This is a genomic window from Streptomyces sp. NPDC030820, assembly GCF_055572075.1.
Genome location: NZ_JBVIEB010000005.1, coordinates 252,100 through 267,088 on the forward strand (window position 1 = coordinate 252,100; position 14,989 = coordinate 267,088).

The window sequence follows — 14,989 nt, forward strand, 5'->3', positions numbered from 1 at the left end:
GCTATGGCCGACGAGAACACTCCGCAAACCCCTGAGACCGAGGGCGGCGAACTCGTGATGCGTGTCGAGCCCGTCGGGCTCGAGACGGAGATGCAGCGCTCGTACCTGGACTACGCGATGTCCGTCATCGTGTCCCGTGCGCTGCCCGACGTCCGGGACGGCCTCAAGCCCGTCCACCGGCGTGTGCTGTACGCGATGTACGACGGCGGCTACCGCCCCGACCGCGGCTTCTACAAGTGCGCCCGTGTCGTCGGTGACGTCATGGGTAACTACCACCCCCACGGCGACAGTTCGATCTACGACGCGCTGGTGCGCCTCGCCCAGCCGTGGTCGATGCGGATGCCGCTGGTGGACTCCAACGGCAACTTCGGCTCCCCGGGCAACGACCCGGCGGCCGCCATGCGGTACACCGAGTGCAAGATGGCGCCGCTGTCGATGGAGATGGTCCGCGACATCGACGAGGAGACCGTCGACTTCACGGACAACTACGACGGCCGCTCCCAGGAGCCGACCGTCCTGCCGGCCCGTTTCCCGAACCTGCTGATCAACGGCTCGGCCGGTATCGCGGTCGGCATGGCGACCAACATCCCGCCGCACAACCTGCGTGAGGTCGCGGCCGGTGCCCAGTGGTACCTGGAGAACCCCGACGTCTCCCACGAGGAGCTGCTGGACGCGCTCATGGAGCGCATCAAGGGCCCGGACTTCCCGACCGGCGCCCTGGTGGTGGGCCGCAAGGGCATCGAGGAGGCGTACCGCACCGGGCGCGGCTCCATCACGATGCGCGCGGTCGTCGAGGTCGAGGAGATCCAGGGCCGGCAGTGCCTGGTGGTGACCGAGCTGCCGTACCAGGTGAACCCGGACAACCTGGCGCAGAAGATCGCCGACCTGGTGAAGGACGGCAAGATCGGCGGCATCGCGGACGTCCGCGACGAGACCAGCTCCCGTACGGGCCAGCGCCTGGTCATCGTCCTGAAGCGGGACGCGGTCGCCAAGGTCGTGCTGAACAACCTGTACAAGCACACCGACCTGCAGACGAACTTCGGCGCCAACATGCTGGCACTGGTCGACGGCGTGCCGCGCACCCTGTCCCTGGACGCGTTCATCCGCCACTGGGTGACGCACCAGATCGAGGTCATCGTCCGCCGCACCCGCTTCCGGCTGCGCAAGGCCGAGGAGCGGGCGCACATCCTGCGCGGTCTGCTGAAGGCCCTGGACGCGATCGACGAGGTCATCGCGCTGATCCGGCGCAGTGAGACCGTCGAGATCGCGCGCGGCGGCCTGATGGACCTGCTGGAGATCGACGAGATCCAGGCCAACGCGATCCTCGAGATGCAGCTGCGGCGCCTGGCGGCCCTGGAGCGGCAGAAGATCGTCCAGGAGCACGACGAACTCCAGGCGAAGATCAACGAGTACAACGAGATCCTCGCCTCCCCGGTCCGTCAGCGCGGGATCGTCAGCGAGGAGCTGACCGCGATCGTCGAGAAGTACGGCGACGACCGCCAGACCAAGCTGATCCCGTACGAGGGCGACATGTCCATCGAGGACCTGATCGCCGAGGAGGACATCGTCGTCACGGTCACCCGCGGCGGCTATGTCAAGCGGACCAAGACGGACGACTACCGGGCGCAGAAGCGCGGCGGCAAGGGCGTGCGCGGCACGAAGCTGAAGGAAGACGACATCGTCGACCACTTCTTCGTCTCCACCACGCACCACTGGCTGCTGTTCTTCACCAACAAGGGCCGGGTGTACCGGGCGAAGGCGTACGAGCTGCCCGAGGCCGGCCGGGACGCGCGCGGGCAGCACGTGGCGAACCTGCTGGCCTTCCAGCCGGACGAGGCGATCGCCGAGATCCTGGCGATCCGCGACTACGAGGCGGCGCCGTACCTGGTGCTGGGCACCAAGTCCGGTCTGGTCAAGAAGACGCCTCTGAAGGATTACGATTCGCCCCGCTCCGGCGGCGTGATCGCGATCAACCTGCGCGAGCGTGAGGACGGCAGCGACGACGAGCTGATCGGCGCCGAGCTGGTCTCGGCCGACGACGACCTGCTTCTGATCAGCAAGAAGGCACAGTCGATCCGGTTCACGGCCACGGACGACTCCCTGCGCCCGATGGGCCGCGCCACCTCCGGCGTGAAGGGCATGAGTTTCCGTGAAGGCGATGAACTTCTGTCGATGAATGTTGTTCGACCCGGTACGTTCGTGTTCACTGCCACCGACGGCGGGTACGCGAAGCGGACCGCCGTCGACGAGTACCGCGTCCAGGGCCGCGGTGGCCTCGGTATCAAGGCCGCCAAGATCGTGGAGGACCGTGGTTCGCTCGTCGGGGCGCTGGTCGTCGAGGAGACTGACGAGATCCTCGCGATCACCCTCTCCGGCGGTGTGATTCGTACGCGAGTCAATGAAGTCAGGGAGACGGGCCGTGACACCATGGGCGTCCAACTGATCAACCTGGGCAAGCGCGATGCCGTGGTCGGTATCGCACGTAACGCCGAGGCGGGGCGCGAGGCGGAGGAGGTCGACGGCGAGGAGGCCGTCGACGCCGCCGAGGCTCAGGCCGGTGGCACGGACGAGGGTGAGGCGCCCTCGGCCGAGTAGGTAGCACGAGGAGAGAGTCATCGTGAGCGGAGCCACGGGCGCCGGATCGGCCGGTACCCCCACGGGTACGGAGACGGACGGCGGCGGCCGTGGCTCCGCCGCGCATGGGGCGGGTGCGGGGAGCGCGACCGACCCGCACACGACCAACCTGAAGCCGGTGAAGGTGTCCGCGAAGGACTCCGCCGGCACGTCTGGATCCCAGGGGGGAACTGTGACGGACACCCGAGGCCCGGCCGCGGCCGGCGAGGCGCAGTCGTCGTCTCCGCTCCCCGGGGAGCGGAGCCCGGAGCAGCCCTCCGGGCCCTATCACCCGCCGCAGGCCTATCCGGCGCAGCCGCCCGCCGGAGCCGTGCGACGGCCGCGTACCGGTGCGCGTACGGCGCCGCGCACCCGTAAGGCGCGGCTGCGGGTGGCCAAGGCCGACCCGTGGTCGGTGATGAAGGTCAGCTTCCTGCTCTCCATCGCGCTCGGCATCTGCACGATCGTCGCCTCGGCGGTGCTGTGGATGGTCATGGACGCGATGGGCGTGTTCTCGACGGTGGGCGGCACGATCTCGGAGGCGACCGGTTCGAACGAGGGGAACGGCTTCGACCTCCAGGCGTTCCTGTCGCTCCCCCACGTCCTGATGTTCACGACGATCATCGCGGTCATCGACGTGGTCCTGGCCACGGCGCTCGCGACGCTCGGCGCGTTCATATACAACCTCTCCGCGGGCTTCGTGGGCGGCATCGAGCTGACTTTGGCGGAGGACGAATAGGCCCTCCAGGGGGCCTTCGGACACCGTGCGGGCCCCTGACCTGACGGTCCTCCGACAACCGATTTTGGGACTGGCGTGGTCGTGCGCTAATCTTCAGGAGTCAGCGCGCGGGACACACACCGCACAGCGCGGCGGGGCTATAGCTCAGTTGGTTAGAGCGCATCCCTGATAAGGATGAGGCCACAGGTTCAAATCCTGTTAGCCCCACCAGCGAAAAGACCCCCAGTCGATAGCGGCTGGGGGTCTTTGACATCCATGGGAAGTGCCCTACTTCAGCGCGACCCCGTCGCCCGCCGCCGTCGCCGGGCTGGTCGTCCCCGTCCCCGTGAAGTGCCAGCGCCAGGTGCCGGAGGCGTTCGCCGTGGTCGTCGTCTTCAGCTTGCCCGCGCTGTCGGTGGTCACCGTCTTGACGGTGGTGTACGTCGAGGCACCGGACTTCTTGAACTGGAGGGCGACGTTCTGGCCGGCGAAGCCGGTGTAGGTGTTGGTGTTCCAGTCGGCTCGGGTCAGGGCGCCGGTCACCGTCAGCGTTCCGCCCTTGGCGACCGGTTCGGGCGTCGCCTGGGTCGTCGTCAGTTTGGCGTAGCGCTTGATCTTCATCGTGGCGCTGCTGTCGAGCGTGTAGTAGTCGCCGTCATAGCCACGGGCCTCCATATCGAGGTGCCAGGTGCCGGCCGAGCTGTTGCGGAGGTCGGCATAGTCGGTGCGGTCGGGCTCCAGGCTGTACGACCAGGTGCACTTCATGGTCGTCGACGTGGGGCGCGCGCACGTCACCGACTTCGCGTACTGGATGCGGCTGTCGGAGCTCACCAGCTTGAGGCCGACCATGCCCCAGATGCCGGAGTCGTCCTTGGCGGTGGCTGTGACGGTCAGCGTCTGGGGCTCGCTGACGCCGACGTTGACGGTGGACTTGCTGAAGGTCACCGAGGTGAAGACGATGTCGCCCTTGTGGTCGTCCGCCTGCGCGGCGGGTGCGAGGAGGGCGAGCAGCGCCAGGCTGCCGACGGTGGCGACCGCGGCCGTACGGATGTGCATGGTTCTCCAGGAACGTGGGCCGGATCTCTCCTCATGGAGTCCGGGCGTGCAGAAGACCATCCACATCGGGGATTGGTTGTACGTACACCTCACGTACAAAAAGGGCCCGACCGCTGGCGACGGGGGATGCACCAGCGATCGGGCTGTGGCCAAGGGTAACAAGACCGGAGGCCTTGCGGGGGGAAGTCAGGCAGGAATAAGTCAGGTTGGCCGATCAGTGGTCGCACGGAGGGCCGTAGGAGAGACGGGGCAGGTACTCGTGCCACTTCTGCGGGGTCAGTACGCCCCGGGTGACCGAGCAGATGTGGTCGATCGCCGCGTCGGAGTCCAGGCTCCACAGGCGGACCGTGTCCGTGCCGCTGGAGACCCCGAGGACGCGGCTCCTGGGGCTGAAGGACAGGAACGTGCCCGACTTGGCGTTGGGGCTCATCGACTGGCCGATGGGGGTCGCCGAGGCGGGGCGGCTGACGTTCCACAGCCGGACCGTGTTGTCGTTGCCGCCGCTGGCCAGAACCCGCCCGTCCGGGCTGAACGTCAGCAGCTTCACCGCCTCGGTGTGGCCGGTGAGCGGCGCGCCCAGCGCGGTCGCCGAGGCGGGGTGGCTGGTATTCCACAGCCGGACCGTGTCGTCGTCGCTGCCGCTGGCCAGAACGTGCCCGTCCGGGCTGAAGGCGATCGCGTTGACCGGGCCGGAATGCTCCGTGAGCCGGCCGATCCCGGTCGGCCGGGCCGGGTCGGTGACGTTCCAGAGGCGGATCGTGCTGTCCGCGCTGCCGGAGGCAAGGGTGCGGCCGTCGGGGGAGAACGCGAGGGCGTTGAGGTAGCCCCGGTGGCCCGTCAGCGGTCTGCCGAGCGCCACGGGGTGCGCGGGGTCGGTGACGTTCCACAGCTGAATGGTGGCGTCGTCGTAGGCGCTGGCCAGGGTGCGGCCGTCCGGGCTGAAGGCGAGCGTGTCGGGCCCCGCGAAGCGCGTCCGCAAGCGGATGGGCGAGCCGGCGGCGACCGGGTGGGACGGGTCGCTGACGTTCCACAGGTACAGCGACTGGTTGTTGGTGAGGACGGCGAGGGTGCGGCCGTCGGGGGAGAACACCGGTGCACGATGGCCGCCGTCCGCTTGCATGAAGGGTTTCCCCAGCGGCACGGGCTGCCCGGGCCTCGTCACGTTCCACAGCCGGAGCCTGCCGTCCCGGGCCGCCGTCGCCAGCACCCGTCCGTCCGGCCGGAACGCGCCGGTGCGCCCGATGATGTCCGAGGTCGACAGCGACCACAGGCGCACCTTGCTGTCGCCGCTGCCGGTGGCCAGGGTCCGCCCGTCGGGGCTGAACCCCAGGGCGTACATCTCCCCGCTGCTGCCCGCGAGCGGCTCCCCGACCTGTGACGGGGACGACGGATCGGTCACGTTCCACAGGCTGGCGGTGCTGTCCGCGCTCGCGGCGGCGAGCCGGTTGCCGTCCGGGCTGAAGGCCACGGACCAGATCGGGCCGGTGTGCCCGGCCAGCGGCGAGCCGAGCGCGGACGGGTGGGCCGGGTCGGTGACGTTCCAGAGACGGATCGTGTCGTCCGCGCTGCCGGAGGCGAGGGTGTGCCCGTCGGGGCTGAACGCCACCGAGTGCACGAGGTCCGTGTGACCCTTCAGCGCGGTGGGGTACTGCTTCGGCCGGCGCGGGTCGGCCGTGTTCCACAGCAGGATCGTGTCGTCGTCACCGCCCGCCGCGAGGGTGTGCCCGTCGGGGCTGAACGCGACGCTGCGCACCGCGGCAATGTGTCCGCGCAGGGCCCTGAGCCGGCTCGGCCGGTGCGGGTCGGCCACGTTCCACAGCCGTACCGTGTGGTCCTCGCCGGCACTCGCGAGGGTGCGGCCGTCCGGGCTGAAGGCAACCAGGTAGATCGTGCCCCGGTGGCCGGTGAGCGGTCTGCCGAGCGGTTTCGGGTGGGTGGGGTCGCTGACGTCCCACAGCCGGATCGTGCCGTCGTCGCCGGCGCTGGCGAGGGTGTGTCCGTCCGGGCTGAAGACGGCGCTGCTCACCCAGCTGGTGTGGCCGGTCAGCGGTTTGCCCAGCGGCTTGGGGTGGCGTGGGTCGGCCACGTTCCACAGCCGGACGGTCCGGTCGTAGCTGGCCGTGGCCAGCGTTCTGCCGTCGGGGCTGAAGGAGGTGAGGTAGACGGCACCGGTGTGGCCGGACAGGGGGGTGGCCAGCGGCGCGTTCACGATCGAGATCAGCCTGCTGTACGTTCCCTCGTTGTCCGGGCGCAGATGGTGGGCGACCAGGTCGAGCTGGGCGGCCAGGGACGGATCCGTGCGCTGGACGCGGTCGGCCTCGGCGAGCACCTGCTCGAAGACGGCGTCGTCCCGCTGCTGCCAGGCGATCACCGCCGACCCGCCCGCGACCAGGGCCAGCACCACCAGCGCCGCCACCGCGGCCCGGCTGATCCACACCGTGCGCTTGCGCAGCCGGACGGCTGCGGCCAGGAACTCCACCGCGCTGCGGGTCAGATACGTGTCTCCGGCCGACCGCGCCCAGTTGCGCGCCTGTTCCAGCCGGGAGCCCCGGTAGAGCAGCGAGCTGTCGCGGCCGGAGTCCTCCCAGGCCCGGCCGTCCTCCTCCAGCCGCTGGCGCAGCAGCTGGTCGCCCCGGTCGTCGTCGATCCAGTGCCGCAGCCGGGGCCAGGCGTGCAGCAGCGCCTCATGGGTGATCTCCACGGTGTCCGCGTCCAGCGTCACCAGCCGGGCCCGGACGAGGGCTTCCAGGGACTCCTCCGTCTTGCCGGGGTCCGCCGACTCCTCCGCCAGCTGCCGCCGGGTGCCCCGCCGCCGCGTGGCCTGGGTGTCCTCGCCCAGCCGGACCAGCCGCAGCAGGAGCAGCCGGGCGGCCGTACGGGCCGCGGGGTCCAGCCCCGACCAGGCACGCTCGGCGGTCGCCGCGACCGCCCCCTGGATCCCGCCCGCCGCGCGATAGCCGGCCAGCGTCAGCCGTCCGGCCTTGCGACGCTGCCAGGTGGCGAGCAGGGCGTGGGACAGCAGCGGGAGCACGCCCGCGTCGTGTGCCCCGCGAGGTCCGTCGGCGCGGACCTCGCGGACGATCAGCTCGGCGAGCCCCGGTTCCAGTTCCAGACCCACCGCCTTGGCCGGACCGGTCACCGCCTCGCGCAGCTCGGTGCTGGTCAGCGGGCCGAGCACCATGTGCCGGTGCTGGAGCGCATCGGCCAGTTCCGGGTAGCCGAGGCACTGCTCGTAGAAGTCGGCGCGGATGCCGAGGACGACGAGCACCGGTGCGGGCTCGTCCGAGTCGGCGGGCGGGGTGCAGGCGGCGTGCAGGAGCTGGAGGAACGTGCGCCGGTCCGCCTCGTCGGAGCAGAGCGTGAACGCCTCCTCGAACTGGTCCACGACGACGACCGGGCGGCATTCGGCGGACGCCTCGCGGCGGGCCCACTCCGACACGGCCTTGCGGGCCGCCCGGGCCACCCCGGGGGAGTCGGAGCCGGGAACCACCGGATTCTCCGTGGCCTCCTGTTCGGCCAGGCGTGCGTCGGCGGCCACCGTGCCGAGATCGGGGATACGGCGAACCAGCTCACCGAGGGGGTCGGCACCGGGGACGAGGTACAGGACGCAGTCGGCGGTGGCTTCTTGCGGTGCCTGGGGTGGTGCGGCGCTGGTGTGCGGTATGCCGGTGCCGCGTCCGTCGCGCAGCGCGCCGCCGCGTACGGCGGGGACCAGGCCGGCGTTCAGCAGGGAGGACTTCCCCGCTCCCGACGCGCCCACCAGCATCACCAGACCGCCGGTCCGCTCGGCGGCGCGGAGCTGGGCGATGAGTGCGCTCGTGCTTCGTTCCCGGCCGAAGAACCACCGGGCGTCCTCCTGCCGGTAGGGCGCGAGCCCCCGGTAGGGGCAGACGCCTCCCGTGACGGGCGGGTCCTCAGCGGGAGGCCGCCGGTCCTCCTCGGGGAGCGGCGCGGGCCGGTCGCCCGCCGGGTCGGCCAGCGCCCGCTCCCACAGCCGCTGCCAGTGCACGAGGTCGTACAGACCCGTGGACACGGGCGCGGGCCGCAGCCGGCGTGCCTCCGGTATCAGGATGTGCAGCACCGCCGCCAGGGCGGTGAACTGGGCCGGCACGTTCTTGGCCCGGCGCCAGTCGCTGATCCGCTGCGCGGATACCCGCACGGGCCGCCCGCGCTCGTCGACCCGCTGCAACCGTACGACGGCCTCGGCGACGCTCTTGAGGGGAGGGTTTCCAGCCTCCTTGTACAGCAGCGCGAGGCGCTCGGCGAAAGCTGTGCGTGCCCCTGAGTCGGAACTCAAGGCCCCACCCCTTTACGTTCCCCCCGCATCTGGACGTCCGGACCGGAAAACCCACCTTATACGGCTGACCTGCGAATAAGTACCGGACCGGAGGACGCGGTCTCCTCCGTACGGGCAACAGATGGCAGATCCGGACCCGGTGGCGGAACCGTCACACACCGTCCGGACAGGCCACGGCCCCGTGCTCCGACAGGCAGCCCTTGGCGCCGAAGGATCTCGGCCAACTTCCTCCGTGCCGAGCCGACGAGGCGCCGGTTGACACTTCTGCATCGTCCGGCACCGGTCCCCACGAGGGGAGGGACCGGTGCCGGACGGGCAGAGGGCGGTGTGTTCCGGCTGGGTCGGGTGGATGTTTCACGTGAAACACCGCTCACGTCCCTGCTTCAGTCGGCCGTCGCTCAGAGGGCGGCGGCGTTGCGGGCGCAGTGGGCGTCCGTAGCGGCGCCAGGGGCGTCGGCCGCGTCCTGGCCGCGCGGCTGCGAGTCCGGCGCGCTGGATATCTGACTGTCCGTCAGATACGGTTGGCCGTCGGCGGCTGTTCCCGAAGGGGAACGACCCGTTCCCGAAGGGGTGAGTGTCGTGCACAAGCGTCCCTCGTGTCCGCGACCGCCAGGCGCTCCGCGCTGGGTCGCGATGTTCCACCAGCCTTCCCAGGACACCTGGACGGTGGGCGCCGAGTCCCCCGACCGCGCTCCCGTGCTGTACGCCGTCGGAGACATGACCCAGACCGTGCGGGCGCGCGGCGAGGAGGTGGCGGTCGCGCTGTGGGGGCCCAGGGACGGCGCATGGCACCTCTTCGACGCCCCGGCCGGCAAGGAGTCCGCTCCCGCCCAGGCCGCCTCGGCCGGCCCGGCCGCGCCCGGCGCCGGTGAACCGGCCAAGCTCGCCGAACGCATGACGGACCGCCGGCACCAGGTGCTCATGGCCGGCCTGAGCAGGGCGGGCCTGTACGACCTGAGCGCCGAGGACGGCGAGGCGGTGCGGACGATGGCCGACCTGCTCGACGAACCCACCGTCCGCCGGGTGGCCCACTGGCTCTCGGTCGCGGGCCGGGAGGGGTAGCGCCGACAGGGCCGGTACGCGGTCGTCAGCGCCGGCAGGGCCGGTTCAGCGGGCGGTTCGCCGGGCAGTGACGTCCAGGAAGCCACCGTCTAGGGCTGGAGGACGCATGAAGGTCTCCGTCGACCGCTCCCTGTGCTACGGCTCTGCCGAGTGCGCGCACCGGGCGCCGGCCGTGTTCGCGTTCGAGGACGGCTACGGCGTCGTACGGTCCGGCCGGGAGGAGTCCGCCGACGACCCGCAGGTCCAGGAGGCGGCCGAGAAGTGCCCCTCGCAGGCGATCGTGCTCACGGACTAGGGACTCGCTGAGCACTCCTGGAGTGGCTCACGCGGTGGACGACGTGCCGGCCGGCCCGGCCGGGTAGGACCATCCAAGGTCGGCCAGTGCGCGTGCCCGGGCCTCGGCGACCGCCATCCGGGCAGTGCGCTCGACGGGATCGGCGTGGGACACCTGGCCCGTGACCTGGCCCTCCCACTTGCGGTACAGCAGGCCGACCTCCGCCGAGAACCAGCCGCGGCTCACCGTGTCCAGCGCCAGCAGCAGACCCGTGTCCTCGGACGCCGGCAGAGCCATCCAGCCGCCGAGCGCGATGAGCAGCTCGCGCCGGACGCACAGGGTCGCCGGATGGACCGGTGCGCGGAAGTCGTGCCGCTTCCAGTGATCGAGCACGGCACCGCGTTCGATCGGGCCGTCGTCCGGGTCGCCGGGGAAGCCCACCGTCGAGCCGTCCGGGAGCAGGTCCAAGGCCCGGGACGTCGCCCAGCCGACGCTGTGGTGCGCCTCCAGCACGGCGATATCGCGGGCCAGCGCGCCGGGCGTGAGCCGGTCGTCGGCGTCCAGCACCTTCACATACGCGCCCGCGGCGCGCGCCAGCGCGATCGTGCGGGCGACTCCGGGCCCGCCCGGCCGGCCCTGGCCGAAGCTCACGCGGGTGTCGTCCGGGACGTAGGGTCGGACCTCGTCCGTCGTACCGTCCTGCTGGATCACCCACTCCCACTCCCAGCCTCCGGGAAGCCGCTGCTCGCACAGGGACGCGTAGGCGTCCGGCAGGAAGCGCGCGGACGGGCCGTGGACAGCGGTGACAACGGTGACGCGCCGGGTCACGGCAGCACTCACCACCTTTCCAGGGTGCTGTCGGTCATCCTCCCAGGTCATACACCTCATACGGCGGACAACAGCGCGAGACCCCCGGCCGAACCCCGCCGGGGGTCTTTTCGTGTCGACTGGTGCGTACGCAAGTCGCCTTGGTGTCGAGACGTTGCGGTACTGCGTGGAGGCTGGAGATCAGCAGTCGAGCGTGGATGCCGAGTGCTCTGCGGGGGTGGTCGTGGTCTCCGCCTCGGTGTCGATGAGGGGACGCTGCCGGCAGCGGGGAGACTTTCCGTGGGCCTCGGCCCGGATCCGCTGCTTCATCGTGGGGGGCAGGGCCCTGGTGTGGGACCAGGTCCAGTGTCGTGGTGCCGGGATCGTCGGGATGGTCCTGTGCGCGGTGCCGGTGCTCGGGCTCTCGGGCCGGGGTGCGGCCGCCGCGGTCGTGGCGGTCGTGGTGGTGACGAGTCCGAGCGCCGTGCACAGCGCGAGGAAGGCGGTGACGATGGCGGTCCACAGCTTCATGACCTTGTTCTGGGTCATGGCCCCTCACTTTCGGGTTGGGCGATTTGCGTACTTTGCTCATGATGTGTATGTGGGCCGCGAAGTGGTGGACCGACGCCCGTGGCGCGTCGATGTTCCGATGAACACCACTCGGATGGCCGTAAGAGGGTCGGAAAACCCCAAAACCTGGTGAGAAGGAGCGAAGGGGGAGCAAAGTAACCGTCCGTGGGGGTGTGATCACCCTCCGATCGGAATGGCGCCGGACCTGGCCTATTACGCTGCCGGAGGCGGGAGTTGGGGCCCGACGCAGGTCACCGATCGATATCGGTCGGTGTGTATAGTCGGGCGCCAGAGGTCCCCTACGTCAAGGAAAGACGAGGTCGCGCGGTGAAGAAGCTGCTCCTGGTCGCACTGGCCGCCATCGGCGGGCTCCTCGTGTACCGCCAGATCCAGGCGGATCGCGCCGAGCAGGATCTGTGGACGGAGGCGACTGACTCCGTGCCCACGGGTTCGTGAGTGCCGATACCAGAATCTGAAACAGGCCCCGGCCGCCTTCGCGGTCGGGGCTTTGTGCTGCCCACCCTCCGCCCGTGTGTTGCGGGGGATCGCGGGGTGCGCTAGACGCTGGCCCTGCCCCACCGGGCGTTGCCGGGCCTTGCGGGCGTGCCGGGCGTTTCGGACGGCCGTACGCATTGTCCGGGTGGCGCAGGGGCGTACGGGGCAGGATGGAGCGCGGCCGGTACGACTGGGGAGGGCGGCAGGTGCGGGAGCGTACGGCGTGGTGGCGGCGGAACGGTCGCCGGGCGGTCCCCGGTGCCCTGCGCACGGCCCTGCTGCCGGGGCTCCTGCTGCCGGGGCTGTGCGCACTGCTGCTCGTCCTGCCGGGCGGCACGCCGTCCGCGTACGCGAGCGGTACGGCGTCCGGGTACGCGAGCGGTACGGCGTCCGGGTACGGAAACGCGCCCCGCGCCGAGAACGGGCCGTCGCCGTCGTACGCCTTCGCCCCCGGCGCCCCTACCGTCGCGGGCACGACGGGCACCGCGACGGCACCACGGCTGGACGCGGGCCGCACCTACCGCAGCTCCATCCCGAGAAACGGCAGGCTCTACTACCGGCTCGACCTCGGGGCCACCGACACGGCCTACGTCCCCGTCACCGCCGTACCCCCGGCGAACGCCACCGTCTCCGCCACCGACGGCATCAGCGTCTCGGTCCAGGACGCCACCGGCACGCCCTGCTCCTTCGCCAACGCCCGCTTCGGCGCCGGGCTCAGCCCGCGCCCGGTCACCGCGCTGGGGCGGCGGGAGTCCGACAAGGCGGTGTGCCGGGGCAGGGGCACGTACTACGTGGTCGTCCGGCGCCTCGACGCCCAGGGCTCCGGTACGGCCGCCCCCACGCAGCGCTGGGACCTGGAGATCGCGCCCGTCACGGAACCGCGTACGGCGCGGGCCGGGGCCACCACGGCGCCGCAGGCCTGGGACTCCGCCACGCCCGAGCCGCTCACCGGTGCGCCCCGCGACCGTTCCGGCGGCGCCGGATTCGCCTCCGCGAGCCCGCTGGGCCAAGGGGTCTGGCGGACCTCCCTCGTGCCCGGCGAGACGCGCTTCTACAAGGTGCCGGTCGACTGGGGCCGACAGCTCCACGCCTCCGCCGAACTGGGCAGCGCCACCGGTCACGGCTATGTCGGCGGCGCCCTGAACCTCTCCCTCTACAACCCCGTCCGCGGCTACGTCGAGGACGCCGCCCTCGGCTACACCGGCACGCAGAAACCCGCCGTACTCGCCCCGCTACCGCCGGCGGAGTACGCCAACCGCTACGCCGTCCCCGCCGGGGTGACCTCGGTCCGCTTCGCCGGCGACTACTACCTGGTGCTGCACCTCAGCGAGCAGATGACCGGCACCTTCGGGCCGGGGCCCTTCGGGGTGACCCTGCGGGTCCGGCTGGCCGGGCGGGCGCACGCCGGCCCGGAGTACGCCGGGAGGCCCGTGCCGGGGGAGGTGTTCACGGTCTCGGAGCAGGACCGGGAGGCGGCGCTCACCGGGAGCACCGGGGGCGGGGACGATCCCGTGATGTGGCTGGTCGCGATCGGCGGGATCGGCCTGGGCACAGCGCTGCTGCTGGTGCTCGCCGGCTGGACGGTGACAGCGCGGCGGGCTCAGCGCACTCAGACGCGGGTCAACGCCCAGAAACCCACGGCGTAGCAGGCCAGCGCCAGCAACAGGATCGGGATCGCGGCCTTGGCCGGCGGCCCGGACCGCCGATTCCGCCTGGCGCGGCGCGCCGCGCGCCCTTGCGCGGGCACGCCTGAAATCGGCTGAGCCGCAGGGGGAAGCTGCGCGTCCTGAGCGGTGTACGAGGCAGTAGAGGCATCGACACGATGACCCGCCATCGCGCCGGGGGACGGCACGGCGCTCCAGGGGGCGTGCGGGGGGTACGGGGAGGGATCTGGGGAGGGATCTACGGCCTGCGGTACCTGCGGGGGGTAGGAGGAAGGATCTACGGCCTGCGGTACCTGCGGCGTCCTGTACGGGCTCTGCTCGTCGGCACGCCGGGGTGCCTGTGGGGCTGTCTGCGGGGCGTACGGCTCGGAGACCGGGGGCTCCTGGGCGGGCGGCTGGGGTTCCGGGGCGGAGGCCGGGGGATGCTGGGGCGGCGACAGACGGAAACTGCCGGTGTCCGAGAGCGAGCCGGTGCCCGCGTCGGCACCCGCATCCGGGTCCTCGGCCAGGTCCAGGGCGAGTCCGGAGGCCCTTTTGCTGGGGCCGTCAGGGCCGAAACCGGGAGGGAGCGGGCCGAGTTGGTCGAAGATCTCGATCAGCTCGTCGTCGGGTTCCGGCTCCGGCAGGAGCTCCGCCGCGCAGGCAAGCGCCTTGCGCGCACCCGTGGCGGTGCGGAAACGCGCGGCCGGGTCGGGCTGAAGCAAGGTGGCCACGACCTGCCAGAGCGGTTCCGGGATGCCCTTGGGCGGCCCGGGCGTCCCGTTCTCCGCGAAGTACTGCACGAGCGCCTTGGCGTCAGGCTTGGCGCCTTCGAGCAGATACAGCGCGACCAGGCCCACGGCGAACAGGTCGGCGGGAAAGTCGGGTTCGGCGCCGAGCATCTGCTCCGGGGCGAGATACCCGGGCGTGCCCACCACGAGATTGGTCTCCGTCAGACGGGGCTCGCCGAGCCGCATGGCGATGCCGAAGTCGGACAGCCGCAGCCGCGGCCGCCCGGTCCCGGTCGCCTCGAGGAGGAGGTTGGCGGGCTTGATGTCCCGGTGGATGACGCCCTCGGCGTGCACGGCGGCGAGACCGGACAGGAGCTGGTCGAGCAGGGTGCACACGAACGCCGGCGGCAGGGGGCCGTAGTCACCGACGAGGTGGACCAGGGAGCCGCCGGCGACCAGATCCATGGTGAAGAGCACCTTGTCGTCGTCCGCGGCCCAGCTGGCCGGGGCGAGGACATGGGGGTGGTCGATCCGCAGGGCCTGCTCCCGCACGAAGCGCAGCAGGGAGTGGGCGTCACGCTGCTGGAGCACCTTGGCGGCCACATAGCGCCGTCGGCGGTGGTCCCAGGCACGCCATACGGCGCCCACGCCCCCGCGTCCGATCGGGTCGGCCAGCTCGTACCGGCCGGCGAACACCTCACCCATGGCAGCCCATCGCTCCTC

Annotated in this window: 11 protein-coding genes and 1 tRNA gene; 7 read left to right on the forward strand and 5 right to left on the reverse strand. The window is 71.3% G+C overall.

All coding sequences use genetic code 11. The features are described from left to right. The first annotated feature begins 3 nt into the window (after positions 1 to 3). The 3 genes from gyrA to ACZ418_RS16150 all read left to right on the forward strand — a co-directional run bounded on the left by gyrA (position 4) and on the right by ACZ418_RS16150 (position 3,562). On the forward strand, positions 4 to 2,595 hold the full coding sequence (gene gyrA, locus ACZ418_RS16140; RefSeq protein ID WP_468362717.1) for a DNA gyrase subunit A: 2,592 nt from the start codon (positions 4 to 6) through the stop codon (positions 2,593 to 2,595). 22 nt (positions 2,596 to 2,617) lie between these two features. Next, complete coding sequence (locus ACZ418_RS16145; RefSeq protein ID WP_468362719.1) at positions 2,618 to 3,352, forward strand: DUF3566 domain-containing protein; 735 nt, start codon at positions 2,618 to 2,620, stop codon at positions 3,350 to 3,352. A gap of 133 nt (positions 3,353 to 3,485) precedes the next feature. Further along, a tRNA-Ile gene (locus ACZ418_RS16150) sits at positions 3,486 to 3,562 on the forward strand. Positions 3,563 to 3,619: 57 nt separating this feature from the next. Here the strand turns inward: ACZ418_RS16150 and ACZ418_RS16155 are convergent. Together ACZ418_RS16155 and ACZ418_RS16160 are read right to left on the reverse strand one after the other, a co-directional pair. Beyond that, positions 3,620 to 4,387, reverse strand: coding sequence for a calcium-binding protein (locus ACZ418_RS16155; protein WP_468362721.1), 768 nt, complete (start codon positions 4,385 to 4,387; stop codon positions 3,620 to 3,622). Between the two features lie 214 nt (positions 4,388 to 4,601). After that, entirely contained in the window at positions 4,602 to 8,684 is a 4,083-nt protein-coding gene (locus ACZ418_RS16160) for an nSTAND1 domain-containing NTPase (protein WP_468362723.1), read from the reverse strand. 633 nt (positions 8,685 to 9,317) lie between these two features. Here ACZ418_RS16160 and ACZ418_RS16165 point away from each other — a divergent pair. Then, complete coding sequence (locus tag ACZ418_RS16165; RefSeq protein ID WP_468362726.1) at positions 9,318 to 9,746, forward strand: hypothetical protein; 429 nt, start codon at positions 9,318 to 9,320, stop codon at positions 9,744 to 9,746. A gap of 106 nt (positions 9,747 to 9,852) precedes the next feature. Beyond that, a complete protein-coding gene (locus ACZ418_RS16170) occupies positions 9,853 to 10,041 on the forward strand; it encodes a ferredoxin (protein ID WP_468362728.1) in 189 nt (62 codons plus the stop codon). Between the two features lie 27 nt (positions 10,042 to 10,068). Here the strand turns inward: ACZ418_RS16170 and ACZ418_RS16175 are convergent, their stop codons facing one another. Together ACZ418_RS16175 and ACZ418_RS16180 are read right to left on the reverse strand one after the other, a co-directional pair. Next, positions 10,069 to 10,860, reverse strand: a complete 792-nt coding sequence (locus ACZ418_RS16175; protein WP_468363207.1) for a glycosyltransferase family 2 protein — start codon at positions 10,858 to 10,860, stop codon at positions 10,069 to 10,071. Between the two features lie 168 nt (positions 10,861 to 11,028). Beyond that, positions 11,029 to 11,376: a DUF6344 domain-containing protein gene (locus ACZ418_RS16180; RefSeq protein WP_468362730.1), complete on the reverse strand. Its 348-nt coding sequence runs from the start codon at positions 11,374 to 11,376 to the stop codon at positions 11,029 to 11,031. A 348-nt stretch (positions 11,377 to 11,724) separates the two neighbouring features. On the opposite strand from ACZ418_RS16180, the gene ACZ418_RS16185 reads away from it, so the two are divergent. Both ACZ418_RS16185 and ACZ418_RS16190 read left to right on the forward strand, forming a co-directional pair. Further along, positions 11,725 to 11,853 (forward strand): DLW-39 family protein, encoded by a 129-nt coding sequence (locus tag ACZ418_RS16185; protein WP_003999697.1) that lies wholly within the window; start codon positions 11,725 to 11,727, stop codon positions 11,851 to 11,853. A 245-nt stretch (positions 11,854 to 12,098) separates the two neighbouring features. Next, complete coding sequence (locus ACZ418_RS16190; RefSeq protein WP_468362732.1) at positions 12,099 to 13,538, forward strand: hypothetical protein; 1,440 nt, start codon at positions 12,099 to 12,101, stop codon at positions 13,536 to 13,538. On the opposite strand, the gene ACZ418_RS16195 is transcribed toward ACZ418_RS16190, so the two are convergent. Continuing rightward, the gene (locus ACZ418_RS16195; protein ID WP_468362734.1) at positions 13,502 to 14,971 is read right to left on the reverse strand and encodes a serine/threonine-protein kinase; all 1,470 of its coding nucleotides are present in this window, start codon (positions 14,969 to 14,971) and stop codon (positions 13,502 to 13,504) included. The genes ACZ418_RS16190 and ACZ418_RS16195 overlap by 37 nt on opposite strands. Positions 14,972 to 14,989 lie beyond the last annotated feature (18 nt).

Bases quoted from the DNA above. Each gene is read 5' to 3' on its own strand.
- ACZ418_RS16165 (WP_468362726.1), top strand. From the start codon at position 9,318: ATGTTCCACCAGCCTTCCCAGGACACCTGGACGGTGGGCGCCGAGTCC.
- ACZ418_RS16180 (WP_468362730.1), bottom strand. From the start codon at position 11,376: ATGACCCAGAACAAGGTCATGAAGCTGTGGACCGCCATCGTCACCGCC.
- gyrA (WP_468362717.1), top strand. From the start codon at position 4: ATGGCCGACGAGAACACTCCGCAAACCCCTGAGACCGAGGGCGGCGAA.
- ACZ418_RS16155 (WP_468362721.1), bottom strand. From the start codon at position 4,387: ATGCACATCCGTACGGCCGCGGTCGCCACCGTCGGCAGCCTGGCGCTG.
- ACZ418_RS16195 (WP_468362734.1), bottom strand. From the start codon at position 14,971: ATGGGTGAGGTGTTCGCCGGCCGGTACGAGCTGGCCGACCCGATCGGA.
- ACZ418_RS16170 (WP_468362728.1), top strand. From the start codon at position 9,853: ATGAAGGTCTCCGTCGACCGCTCCCTGTGCTACGGCTCTGCCGAGTGC.